General features: G+C 71.4%; 11 protein-coding genes. 2 read left to right on the top strand and 9 right to left on the bottom strand.

The genetic code is table 11. From position 1 onward, the window contains the following. Positions 1-169: 169 nt before the first annotated feature. Complete coding sequence (locus AS029_RS08965) at positions 170-1,525, top strand: MFS transporter (protein ID WP_058232477.1); 1,356 nt, start codon at positions 170-172, stop codon at positions 1,523-1,525. 445 nt (positions 1,526-1,970) lie between these two features. On the opposite strand, the gene AS029_RS08960 is transcribed toward AS029_RS08965, so the two are convergent. The 5 genes from AS029_RS08960 to AS029_RS08940 all read right to left on the bottom strand — a co-directional run bounded on the left by AS029_RS08960 (position 1,971) and on the right by AS029_RS08940 (position 5,298). After that, positions 1,971-2,915 (bottom strand): bifunctional riboflavin kinase/FAD synthetase, encoded by a 945-nt coding sequence (locus tag AS029_RS08960; RefSeq protein WP_058232246.1) that lies wholly within the window; start codon positions 2,913-2,915, stop codon positions 1,971-1,973. Continuing rightward, complete coding sequence (locus tag AS029_RS08955; RefSeq protein WP_058232245.1) at positions 2,912-3,331, bottom strand: hypothetical protein; 420 nt, start codon at positions 3,329-3,331, stop codon at positions 2,912-2,914. The genes AS029_RS08960 and AS029_RS08955 overlap by 4 nt, the downstream gene beginning before the upstream one ends. A 214-nt stretch (positions 3,332-3,545) precedes the next feature. Then, the gene (locus AS029_RS08950; RefSeq protein WP_058232244.1) at positions 3,546-3,914 is read right to left on the bottom strand and encodes a hypothetical protein; all 369 of its coding nucleotides are present in this window, start codon (positions 3,912-3,914) and stop codon (positions 3,546-3,548) included. Further along, a complete protein-coding gene (truB, locus tag AS029_RS08945) occupies positions 3,911-4,795 on the bottom strand; it encodes a tRNA pseudouridine(55) synthase TruB (RefSeq protein ID WP_058232243.1) in 885 nt (294 codons plus the stop codon). The genes AS029_RS08950 and truB overlap by 4 nt, the downstream gene beginning before the upstream one ends. Further along, a complete protein-coding gene (locus tag AS029_RS08940) occupies positions 4,795-5,298 on the bottom strand; it encodes a nucleoside/nucleotide kinase family protein (RefSeq protein ID WP_058232242.1) in 504 nt (167 codons plus the stop codon). The genes truB and AS029_RS08940 overlap by 1 nt, the downstream gene beginning before the upstream one ends. Before the next feature lie 290 nt (positions 5,299-5,588). Here AS029_RS08940 and AS029_RS08935 point away from each other — a divergent pair, with 290 nt between their 5' ends. After that, a complete protein-coding gene (locus AS029_RS08935; protein ID WP_058232241.1) occupies positions 5,589-6,467 on the top strand; it encodes an HhH-GPD family protein in 879 nt (292 codons plus the stop codon). A 376-nt stretch (positions 6,468-6,843) separates the two neighbouring features. On the opposite strand, the gene rbfA is transcribed toward AS029_RS08935, so the two are convergent. From rbfA to nusA, 4 genes are all read right to left on the bottom strand, one after another. Then, positions 6,844-7,311: a 30S ribosome-binding factor RbfA gene (gene rbfA, locus AS029_RS08930; protein ID WP_058232240.1), complete on the bottom strand. Its 468-nt coding sequence runs from the start codon at positions 7,309-7,311 to the stop codon at positions 6,844-6,846. A 220-nt stretch (positions 7,312-7,531) separates the two neighbouring features. Beyond that, on the bottom strand, positions 7,532-10,360 hold the full coding sequence (gene infB, locus AS029_RS08925) for a translation initiation factor IF-2 (protein ID WP_175456645.1): 2,829 nt from the start codon (positions 10,358-10,360) through the stop codon (positions 7,532-7,534). 94 nt (positions 10,361-10,454) lie between these two features. Next, the gene (locus AS029_RS16910) at positions 10,455-10,706 is read right to left on the bottom strand and encodes a YlxR family protein (RefSeq protein WP_074615898.1); all 252 of its coding nucleotides are present in this window, start codon (positions 10,704-10,706) and stop codon (positions 10,455-10,457) included. 33 nt (positions 10,707-10,739) lie between these two features. Then, positions 10,740-11,729, bottom strand: a complete 990-nt coding sequence (gene nusA / locus AS029_RS08920; protein WP_058232238.1) for a transcription termination factor NusA — start codon at positions 11,727-11,729, stop codon at positions 10,740-10,742. Positions 11,730-11,810 lie beyond the last annotated feature (81 nt).

Below are 11,810 nucleotides of genomic sequence, written 5' to 3'. Positions count from 1 at the left end.
GCGCAGGCGCCCCTTCACCCGCGCATCGCGGACAGTCCGCAGCTGCGCACCACGGTGCGGCCGACCGCTCCGCCGTGGCTCCCGCCTCCCGCGGCCATGTCCCCTCCGCGTGCCCGCCATCCGCCCCGGCGTGGCCGCGCGACCCTACGCTGGAATCGTGGCCGAGACGATGACGCGCGAGCAGCGCACCGTGCTCGCCATCGCCGTGCTCGCCTCGTTCGTGTCGTTCCTCGACGGCACCGTCGTCACCGTCGCCCTTCCCGCCATCGCCGAAGACCTCGGCGGGGGCCTGTCGACCCAGCAGTGGGTCGTCGACGCGTACCTCGTGACCCTGGGCGCGTTCATCCTCGTCGCCGGATCCCTCAGCGACGTCTTCGGTCGAGTGGTCGTGCTGCGGGTCGGCTTGATCGGTTTCGGCATCACGTCGGTCGCGATCGCGGCTGCGCCCACGGCCGAATTCCTCATCGTGGCGCGGGCGCTGCAGGGCATCGCGGGAGCACTGCTGGTCCCGAGTTCCCTCGCGCTCATCACCTCCACCTTTCGCGGACCCGCCCAGGCGCGCGCGATCGGCATCTGGACCGGGGCCACCACCGTCGCGATGATCGCCGGTCCGCTCATCGGCGGTGTGTTCGTCGACACGCTGTCGTGGCGCTTGGTGTTCCTGGTCAACGTCCTGCCGATCGCCGTGACGATGTGGCTGCTGGCGCGCCTGAGCCACCGCGATCACCGTCGCCCCGACTCCCGCGTCGACGTGGTCGGGGCCGTACTGTGCGCAGCGGGGCTCGGCGGCGTGGTGTTCGCGCTGATCGAGCAGCCGAACCTCGGCTGGGCCTCCCCCGTGATCTGGATGCCGGGACTCATCGGCGCCGCCGCCTTCGCGGGCTTCCTCGTGCGGCAGCGACTCGCCCGCGACCCGATGATGCCGCTGGATCTCTTCCGCTCGCGCAACTTCTGGGCCGGCAACCTCGCCACGGTCTTCGTCTACGCCGCTCTGTCGCTCAACGGCTTCGTCGTGAGCGTGTATCTGCAGCAGGGCGCGGGACTGCCCGCCACCCTCGCGGGGCTCGCGTCGCTGCCCAGCACGATCCTGATGATCGTGCTGAGCTCGCGCATGGGATCCCTGGCCGGTCGATACGGCCCGCGGCTGTTCATGACGCTCGGGCCGCTCGTGATGGCCGTGGGATCGCTCCTGCTGCTCAGCGTCGGCAACGAGTTCGATTATTGGACGCAGGTGCTCCCCGGCATCGTCGTCTTCGGCCTGGGTCTGACCGCGACCGTCTCCCCGCTCACGGCCGCCGTGCTCGGCGCGATCGAGAGCGAGAGATCGGGTATCGCCTCGGCGGTCAACAATGCCGTGTCGCGCGTCGCGGGGCTCCTCGCGATCGCCGCCGTGTCGGCCGTCGTCGGCGGCGCGCTCGACCTCGACGGCTTCCATCGCGCGGCCATCGTCACCGCCGCGCTGATGGTGCTCGGCGGCGCGGCGTCGTTCCTCGGCATCCGCAATCACCTGTCGCGCGCGGACTGACCTCCGGCGCACGTGCGCCCCACCCCTCGTGACTCGCGCCGCGATCACGCCCAGCCCACCGTGACTTGCGGCGAACGCACGCCCCACACGCACCCCCACGAGCACACGCCGCAACTCACCGCCAGGGGCACACCCCCGCCGCCGAGCGCACACCCAACGCCCACCGTGACTTGCGGCGAACGCCCGCCCGACACGCGCCCCCGCGAGCACACGCCGCAACTCACCGCCGAGCGCACACCCCCGCCGCCGAGCGCACACCCAACGCCCACCGTGACTTGCGGCGAACGCCCGCCCCACACGCACCCCCGCGAGCACACGCCGCAACTCACCGCTGGAACGACGCCTCAACGCCCAGGGCGCACCCCAGGGCCCGGCACCCGCGGCGCACCCCGCCGAGGCGACGCCTCCACCACCCGGCGCGCACCCCGCCGAGGCGCGCGACGCCTCAGCGCAGGATCGCGCGCGTGCGCTCCACGTCGTCGGCCATCTGCACCAGCAGCGCGTCGATGCCGTCGAACGCCGTCATCCCGCGGACGCGCTCGACGAAGCGCACCTCGACGTGGTGGCCGTACAGGTCGAGGTCCGTCTCGTCCAAGACGTACGCCTCGACCTGCCGGGAGTGCACGTCATCGAACGTCGGATTCGTGCCCACGCTGATCGCGGCCGGATAGCTGATGCGACGTGTCCCGTCGACATCGACGAGCCAGCCGGCGTAGACGCCGTCGGCAGGTACGAAGCCCTCGAGGTCGTGGGAGAGGTTCGCGGTCGGGTAGCCCAGCTCGCGCCCGCGCTTGAGGCCGTGGACAACCTCGCCCCACACCGACGGAGCGCGACCGAGCAGACGTGCGGCGGTGGTGACGTCTCCCGCGCTCAGCGCCTCGCGGATCCACGTCGACGACACGCGCCGGTCGGCGTGCACGGCGCGCACATCGTCGACGACGTCGACGCGGAAGCCGTGCTCGGCGCCCATGCGCTCGAGAAGGGCGGGGTCCCCCACCCCGGCGGCACCGAAGCGGAAGTCGCGGCCGACCAGCACCGTCCGCGCGTTCAGGGCGTCGACGAGGATGCCGCGCACGAACTCCTCCGCCGGGATCGACGCGAGAGCGTCGTCGAAGGTCAGCAGCAGGGTGGCATCCACTCCGGCGCGTTCGAGCAGGTCGAGCTTCTGATGCGGGCCGATCACATCGGGCGGGCAGCGATCGGGACGCAGGACGCTGAGCGGATTGCGGTCGAAGGTCACCGCGACCACCTCGGCGCCGTCGGAGGCGTCGACGCGCGCGCGGTCGATGACCGCACGGTGGCCGGTGTGCACGCCGTCGAACTTGCCGATCGCGACGACCGACGGCCCGAAACCCGCGGGGATCTCCGCGGGATCACGGAACACGATCACGTCGTCGCCCGACGGTGGCGCATGAGCCACCACAGCCCGAGGAACGGCAGCACGAGAGGGATGAACAGGTAGCCGTAGCCGTACACCGACCAGACGGTGGGGTGCTGGAACAGAGCCGGGTCGACCAGGCTGAGCGTGCCGACGACGAGCACGCCGACCAGCTCGAAGCCGATCGCGATCCACGCCACGCGGTACCAGGCGGGCCGCGCCGAGAAGATCAGCGCGAGGGTCGCGAGGATGTAGACGACCGCGGCGAGCGCCGACAGCGAATAAGCCAGCGGGGCGTCGTCGAACTCGCGCGCGATCTGCACGAACGAGCGGCCCGTGGCGGCCAGCGCCATGATGCCGTAGACGACGACGAGGACACGGCCGATGCCGGTCATCCCCCGGGTGCGGGTGGGAGTGGTGGATGCCATGACCCCTCGATTCTAGTTCGCCCGCGCCCCCGGCGCCCGGCGTCCGGCGCCGATGGCTTCGACGGGCGCAGCGACCGGGGGCTTCGACAGGCTCAGCCACCTCCCGACGTTCTGAGCTTCCGCCTCGCCTCCCTCTGCCGCCGGCGCTCCTCAGGTCCCTGAGCCCGTCGAAGAGACCGGAACCCACGCGGCCGGGCACCGCGGCATCCGGCCGTCAGGCGATCTGGACGGTCCAGATCTGGTGCATGCGCCACACCATCACGGCGACGGCGAGGGCGGCGACGCCCATGACGACGGTGCTCCAGCGGCTGCGTTCGAGCAGCGCCCACGCCGCGCCCGCGATCGGCACGAGCGCCGCCGACACGAGGTAGGTCCAGAACTCCAGCAGGCTGCCCGTCGGCGGGTTGCCCGCGAACGGCGCGATGATCGCGACGACGATCTGCGCGATCAGCAGCAGCTCGATCAGCGCGAGCGAACCGACCGTCACGTCTCCGGGACGACGGCCGATCAGGCCCGCAGTGATCGCGACGAGGCCCGCGAGCACGGCGACGCCGACCTGCGCGAGCGTGAACCACAGGATCATCGGGCGGCCTCCTCGGGCATGTTCATGACGCTCTTGAGCTGCGCCCCGCGCTTCTCGACGATGCCCACCAGCTGCCCGTCCGGGTCGATCGCGGCGGCGACGGATCCCGTGAGGCGTCCCCCGCCGTCGATGCGCTTGCCGTGGCGCAGGTCGCGCGCTTCGTCGGCGCCGACGGCGATGGCGCCCACCACGACCGAGGCGGCGGTCGCGGGATTCACGAGGCGCTCCTCGGCGATGTCGTCGACGGGTGCCGCGGCGGCGACGTCGAACGATCCGATGCGGGTGCGGCGCAGAGCCGTCAGATGTCCGCCGACTCCGAGAGCGCGACCGAGGTCGCGCGCGAGGGCGCGGATGTAGGTGCCGCTCGTGCAGTCCACGACGACGTCGAGCTCGATGACGCCTTCGCCGCGGCGGGTCTCGCGCACCTCGAAGCGCGAGACGGTCACGCGCCGCGCCTTCAGCTCGACCTGCTCGCCCGCACGCGCGAGGTCGTACGCGCGGCGCCCGGCGACCTTGATCGCCGACACCGTGCTCGGCACCTGCTCGATCTCGCCGGTGAGATCGGCGATGCCCGAGGCGATGGCCTCGTCGGTGACCTCCGTGGCATCCGCCCGCGCGGTCTCGACACCGTCGGCGTCGTCGCTGTCGGTGGCGACCCCGAGCAGGATCGTCGCCTCGTAGGTCTTGTCGGCGCCGACGATGTAGGTGAGCAATCGGGTCGCGCCCTCGACGCCGAGCACGAGCAGCCCCGTCGCCATGGGGTCGAGGGTTCCCGCGTGCCCGATCTTGCGGGTGCCGAGCGCGCGCCGCGCCCGCGACACCACGTCATGGCTGGTGATGCCTCCCGGTTTGTCGACCAGGAGGATGCCGGGACGCACCATCAGCAGAAGTCCCCGAACACCTGCACGGGGTGGGCCGGGTCGGAGTTCTCTACGATCGCCGACGCCGCCGCCTTCGGCCGCGACGTGCGGAGGTAGTGCTTCTCGGCATCCGGGAGGTCGGGGCGGGGCGCACCGATCGGCGGGTTGCTCTCGAGCCAGATCGAGTAGTTCCACAGGCCCCGCACCTCGGGGGTGTGGAGGAAGCGTCCGGAGACGACGAGCACCGCGTCGGCGGGGGCCGTGTCGCGGCCGGGACCGAAAGGCTCCCCGGCGCGGAACGGCTGGACGAGGTCGCCGCGCACATCGGCCGTCTCTGCCACGCTCGCCCGGAAGACGGCCGTGCCGTCCTCGCCGAGCACCGCGGCGAAGGCATCGGCGAAACGCCCTGCCTCCTCGGCATCCAGCGCGTCGACGGCGACGATCACCCGTCCCGCGCGGGCGTTCTGCCGAAGAAGGTCGCGCAGGCTCCGCTGCAGGGTCTCGACGTCGTGCTCGCTGGACATGCCTCCAGCCTACTTTCGCGACCAGCCACCTATCGCGGAGTCGGTGCCCCCCTCGGCGAGAAACGCGATCCGCACGCAGGAACGCCTCCTCCCCGCGTTTCTGCGCGCGAACGGCGTTTATGGGCCCCGCCGGACGGCCCCCGCGGACGCTCCGCGGCCGGGCCCGAGACCCGCCTCGCCCTGTGAGAAACGCGATCCACACGTAGAAACGCCTCCTCCCGACGTTTCTGCGCGCGAACGGCGTTTTTGGCGCGACGCCCGCCCCGCGCCGGCGACCGTAGGCTGAACGGATGCCCGGACTCGCCGCCCCGCTCATCGCCTGGTACCGCGACGCGGCGCGCGACCTCCCCTGGCGCCGCGAGGGATTCGGGGCGTGGGGCACCCTCGTCAGCGAGTTCATGCTGCAGCAGACGCCGGTGACCCGCGTCATCCCTCACCTCGAGGCCTGGCTCGCACGATGGCCGAGCCCGACCGACCTGGCAGCCTCCCCTCCCGGCGACGCCGTGACCCAGTGGGCCAACCTGGGCTACCCGCGGCGTGCGCTGTGGCTGCATCGGGCGGCGGTCGAGATCCGCGACCGGCACGACGGAGTGGTGCCCCGCGACGTCGACGCGCTGCTCGCGCTGACCGGCATCGGCGACTACACCGCGCGCGCCGTCGCGGTGTTCGCCTATGGGGATCGGCATCCGGTCGTCGACACGAACACCCGCCGCGTGCTCGCCCGCGCCGTCGAGGGCCGCGCGCAGCCCGGTCCCCCGCACCGCCGCGACCTGGAGCGGATGGATGCCGAACTCCCCGACGGCATCGCGGAGGCGGCGGTCGTCAACGCTGCGGCGATGGAGCTCGGCGCGATCGTATGCACCGCACGGTCGCCGAAATGCGCCGTCTGCCCACTCGCAGACCTCTGCGCCTGGCGCGCCGCGGGCTACCCGGAGTCGGAGGACCGCCGTCGCCGGCAAGCGACGTACGAGGGAAGCGACCGGCAGGCACGCGGTGCCGTCTTGAAGACCCTCCGCGACGCCGCACCGTCCCCTGTCCCGCTGTTCGCGGTGCTCCCGGACTGGCCGGATGCCGCGCAGCGGGATCGCGCGATCGACTCGCTGGTCTCCGACGGCCTGGCCGAGGCGATCGACGACGTGCTGCGTCTGCCGGGCCACCCGGCATCCTGACGGCCAGCTTCTCACCGTCGACCTCGGCTGCGAGGCGCCGGGGGTGGACCGGCCGCATCGGCCGTGCGTGACTCCGGAGAAAGGGCGCTGATCGCCCGCGCGTCCACCCCTGAAGCTTCGCCGACGCGACCGAACTCCGGAACCCCGCACGCAGCGCGGCTCAGAGCACGCTGCGCGCAGCGCGCACTTGTGCGCGCGTCGCCGTCCGCGGCTCCGGAGGAGCGGGGGTCTCCGCCCGCGGTAAGCCCGCGTCACCGGGAATCCGTGCGAATTCTCCGGAGCCCGGCACGCCGCCCGTGTCGCCCCAGCGCGCGAAACGACGGACGGCCGGATGCCACCCGCTCGGGGCGCCATCCGGCCGTCGGTGTGCGCGGGCTCAGGCCCGGGCGTCGTCCTCGTCGGAGTCGAGGTCGTCGTCTTCGTCGTGCTCGCGCGGCTTGACGTACGGGTCGGCGTCGCCGGCGTACGCCGCGGACGCGGCCGTCGCGGCCACCGACTCGTCGCGCTCGCGCGCTTCGCGCAGGAGCGCCGAGATGTGGTCGGCGTTCTCGGGGATCGCGTCGAGGATGAACTCGAGCGTCGGCGTGAGGCGCGTGTTGAGGTTCTTGCCGACCTCACTGCGCAGCATGCCGGTCGCCGACTTCAGCGCCGCGGCGGTGTCGTTGCGGTGTGCCTCATCGCCCATCACGGTGTAGAACACCGAGGCGCGCTGCAGGTCACCGGTGACCCGCACGTCGGTGATGGTGACGAATCCGAGCCGCGGGTCGCGCAGCCCCTTCTCGAGCCGCTCGGCGAGCACCACGCGAATGCGGTCCGCCACCCGTGCCTGTCGCTCTCCTGCCACAACCTTCTCCTTCTCTTCCTATACCGCCGCGAGTACGAGTGCCCCCGTGGCTCATCCGCCGGGCGGGCGTCCCGAGGAGGGAGCCGCACCCAGCGTAGGCCGGAGGGGGTGTGCATTCCTCCGAGCATCGGGGTAGGGGCCCCGCTCTGCTCGGGGGAATGCACACCCCCGCAGGCCGAAGCGGGAGCCGCGCCCGAAGACGCGACCCCCGCCCAGTGGATCAGCCTCGCGGCTTCTCGACGAGTTCCGTCGTTTCGATCTCGTCACCCACCTGGATGTCGTTGAACTTGCCCAGGCCGATACCGCACTCGAAGTCCGTGCGGACCTCGGTGACGTCATCCTTGAAGCGGCGCAGCGACTCGATGGCCAGGCCGTCGGCCAGCACGACACCGTCGCGGATGACGCGGGCCTTGGCGTTGCGCGTGATCGTTCCCGACCGCACGATGACACCGGCGATGTTGCCGAACTTCGAGGAGCGGAACACCTCGCGGATCTCGGCGACACCCGACTGCACCTCTTCGAACTCCGGCTTGAGCAGGCCCTTGAGCGACTGCTCGACGTCGTCGATCGCGTTGTAGATGACCGAGTAGAACCGCACGTCGACGCCTTCGCGGGCGGCACGCTCGCGGGCCTTCGTGTCGGGGCGGACGTTGAAGCCGATCACGATCGCGTTGTCGATCGTGGCCAGGTTGATGTCCGACTCGGTGATCGCACCCACACCGCGGTGGATGATGCGCAGCTGCACGCTGTCGTCGACCTCGATCTTGAGCAGCGACTCCTCGAGCGCCTCGACGGCACCCGAGACGTCACCCTTGATGATGAGGTTGAGCGACTCGACCTTGCCCTCTTCGAGAGCGCGGGTGAAGTCCTCGAGCGAGATGCGCTTGCGGGCCTTGGCCAGCTGGGCGTTGCGCTCGGCGGCTTCGCGCTTCTCGGCGATCTGACGCGCGGTGCGGTCTTCTTCGGTGACGATGAACACGTCGCCGGCTCGGGGGACCGAGTTGAGACCCTGCACCTGCACGGGACGCGACGGGTAGGCCTCTTCGACCGCTTCGCCGTTCTCATCCATCATCGCGCGGACGCGGCCGTACGCCGTTCCCGCGACGATCGCGTCGCCGACGCGCAGCGTTCCGGACTGGATGAGCACCGTGGCGACCGAACCACGACCCTTGTCGAGCTTCGCTTCGATCGCGACACCGCGGGCCGCCTTGTTCGGGTTGGCCGTGAGGTCGAGACCGGCGTCGGCGGTGAGCAGGACCGCATCCAGAAGGGCCTGGATGTTGAGGTTCTGTCGGGCCGAGACGTCGACGAACATGACGTCGCCGCCGTACTCCTCGGCGACCAGACCGTACTCGGTGAGCTGCTGGCGCACCTTGGCGGGGTTGGCGTCGGGCTTGTCGACCTTGTTGACCGCGACCACGATCGGCACGTTCGCCGCCTGGGCGTGGTTCAGCGCCTCGACCGTCTGCGGCATGATGCCGTCGTCGGCCGCGACCACGAGGATCGCGATGTCGGTCACCTGCGCACCGCGGGCACGCATGGCGGTGAACGCCTCGTGACCCGGGGTGTCGATGAAGGTGATCGCGCGCTCGATGCCCTCGTGCTCGGTCCAGATCTGGTACGCACCGATGTGCTGCGTGATGCCGCCGGCTTCGCCCGCGACCACGTTGGTCTGGCGGATGGCGTCGAGCAGTCGCGTCTTACCGTGGTCGACGTGGCCCATGACGGTGACCACGGGAGGACGGATCTCGAGATCGTCCTCGCTCTCGGCCTCGAGCTCGGCATCGAGGTCGAGACCGAAGCCCTCGAGGAGCTCTTTGTCTTCGTCCTCGGGCGAGACCATCTGGATCTTGTAGCCGAGCTCGGCACCGAGCACCTCGAAGGTGGCCTCGTCGAGCGACTCGGTCGCGGTGGCCATCTCGCCCAGGTTGAACAGGATGGTCACGAGCGTGCCGGGCTGCACGTTGTAGCCGCGCAGGGCCTCGAGCTTGTCAGCGAAGTCGGCGATGGACGCACCGCGACGCAGGCGGATGATCTCGCCGTTGCCCTTCGAGACGTTGACGCCGCCGACGACCGGCGCCGACCGCATCTCGAATTCCTGCCGCTTCGCCCGACGCGACTTGCGCTGCTTGCTCTTGCCGCCGCCCTTGCCGAAGGCACCCGCGGTACCACCGCCGGGGCCGCGACCGCGACCGCCACCACCGCCGGGACGACCGGCGAAACCGCCGCCGCCCGGAGCACCGGGAGCGCCACCGGGGCGCTGGAAGCCGCCACCGGCGCCGCCGGGACGACCGGGACCGCCGGGACGCTGCTGGAACGGAGCGCCGGGACGACCGCCGCCACCGGGGCGGCCCGCGCCACCGGGACGCGGAGCGCCGGGACGCGGGGCACCCGGACGCGGAGCCTGCGGACGCGGGATGTTGCCGGGCGTCGGGCGCTGGCCCATGCCCTGCGCCGAGGCGAAGGGGTTGTTGCCGGGACGCGGGCCCGAGGGGCGCTGGCCCATGCCCTGTGACGACGCGAAGGGGTTGTTGCCCGGACGGGCACCGCCCGGGCGCGGGGGCGCGCTGGGGCCGGGCTTGGGGGCACCGGCACCGGGGGTCGGGGCGACGGAGCCGGGGCTCGGCGGCGACGACGGGGTCTTCGGCGCGGGCGCAGCGGTCTTCTCCGCCGGGGCCGCGGGAGCGGGGGCGGATGCCGCGGGCGCCGGCGCTGCCGGTGCGGGGGCGGCCGCGGGCGCGGCCGGAGCGGCGGGCTTCGCGGGTCCGGGCGTGGGGCCGGAGGGACGGGCACCGGGGGTCGCGGCGGGACGCGCCGGGCCGGGGCGGGCGCCGGACGCGGGCCGCGCCGCGGGAGCGGCGGGCTTGGCATCCGAGGATCCCGAAGAGCTCTCGGCCGCGAGGGCGGCGCGGAGCTTACGAGCCACGGGGGGCTCGATCGTGGATGACGGGCTCTTGACGAACTCGCCGAGCTCCTTCAGCTTCGCAAGCGCGACCTTGCTGTCGACGCCGAGCTCGGAAGCGATCTCGTGCACGCGTGGTTTTGCCACAATTCTCCTGTCTGAGGGGCCTACCCCGGACAGGGCAGACCGTTAGTTGCGGACGGGTCTCATTTCGAGCCGTTCACTTCGTGTCCATAGCCGTTCAGCCTTTTCGCTGGAGGGTTGATTCGAAGGTCTGCGTGTCAAGCGGGCCTGACACACGCAATGCTCGTACGAAGGCGCGACGCGTGAGGGCTTTCCCCACGCACGCGTCCGTCTCGTGCACCCACGCTCCCCGGCCCGGCAGGACCGCTTTCTCGTCAGCGACGAGGATCGATCCGTCGGCGACCACGCGCAGAAGCGATGATCGGGGGGCGCGTGCGCGGCATCCGACGCACGTTCGTACTGGTTCCATCGTACACCTCGCCGCCACCGGGACGACGGACGCTCAGTTGTCTTCGAGGATGCTGTCGGGCTGGATGTCGATCTTCGCGCCGGTCAGCTTGGCGGCCAGGCGCGCGTTCTGCCCCTCTTTGCCGATGGCGAGGGACAGCTGGTAGTCGGGCACCAGGGCGCGCACGGCCTTCGTCGAGGCGTCGAGCACGAACGACGAGGTCACCTTCGCGGGCGACAGCGCGTTCGCGACGAAGCGCGGCAGTTCGGCGTCGTAGTCGATGATGTCGATCTTCTCGCCCGCGAGCTCTTCGGTCACCGCGCGGACGCGGCGGCCGAGCTCGCCGATGCAGGCGCCCTTCGCGTTGACCGTCGGGTCGTTGGCCTTGACGGCGATCTTCGAGCGGTGCCCCGCCTCGCGGGCGAGCGACACGATCTCGACCAGACCCGCGGCGATCTCGGGCACCTCGAGCGCGAAGAGCTTGCGCACGAGCCCGGGGTGGGTGCGCGACACGGTGATCTGCGGCCCCTTGTTGCCCTTGGCGACGCTGGTGACGTACACACGTAGGCGCGAACCGTGCGGGTAGCTCTCGCCGGGCACCTGCTCCTCGGGCGGCAGGATGGCCTCGACCGTTCCCAGGTCGACGTGCACCATGCGCGGGTTGGGTCCCTGCTGCACGACGCCGGCGACGATGTCGCCCTCTTTGCCGCGGAACTCCCCCAGCACCGCGTCGTCGGCGATGTCGCGCAGACGCTGGCTGATGACCTGCTTCGCGGCGAAGGCGGCGATGCGACCGAAGTCGTCGGGGGCCTGCTCCTCTTCGCCGATGACCGCGCCCTCGTCGTCGGTGACGGGGGTGAAGATGCCCACGTGACCGGTCTTGCGGTCGAGCGACGCCCGTGCGCCCGCCGGAATCTCGCCGCTGGGCGAGATGTGCTTGGCGTAGGCGGTGAGGATCGCCTGCTCGATGATGCGCGCGAGCTCGTCGAAGGGGATCTCCTTCTCGCGTTCGATCGTCTTCAGAAGTGCGAGATCGATGTCCACAAGGCCCTCCGTTGTTCAGCTTTCGTCGACGCGACCGGCGCCGACAACCCTCCTACGATACCCGGGATGCGCTCCCCCTCG

Source organism: Microbacterium enclense (assembly GCF_001456955.1).
Taxonomy (GTDB): Bacteria; Actinomycetota; Actinomycetes; order Actinomycetales; family Microbacteriaceae; genus Microbacterium; species Microbacterium enclense.
The sequence above is the reverse complement of the archived record's forward strand: the minus strand, read 5'-3'. Positions and strand labels throughout refer to the sequence as shown.

Coding starts and splice junctions, on each gene's coding strand:
- AS029_RS08955 (WP_058232245.1), bottom strand. CDS start 3,331: ATGGCATCCACCACTCCCACCCGCACCCGGGGGATGACCGGCATCGGC.
- AS029_RS16910 (WP_074615898.1), bottom strand. CDS start 10,706: ATGGAACCAGTACGAACGTGCGTCGGATGCCGCGCACGCGCCCCCCGA.
- AS029_RS08950 (WP_058232244.1), bottom strand. CDS start 3,914: ATGATCCTGTGGTTCACGCTCGCGCAGGTCGGCGTCGCCGTGCTCGCG.
- AS029_RS08940 (WP_058232242.1), bottom strand. CDS start 5,298: ATGTCCAGCGAGCACGACGTCGAGACCCTGCAGCGGAGCCTGCGCGAC.
- AS029_RS08965 (WP_058232477.1), top strand. CDS start 170: ATGACGCGCGAGCAGCGCACCGTGCTCGCCATCGCCGTGCTCGCCTCG.
- truB (WP_058232243.1), bottom strand. CDS start 4,795: ATGGTGCGTCCCGGCATCCTCCTGGTCGACAAACCGGGAGGCATCACC.
- AS029_RS08935 (WP_058232241.1), top strand. CDS start 5,589: ATGCCCGGACTCGCCGCCCCGCTCATCGCCTGGTACCGCGACGCGGCG.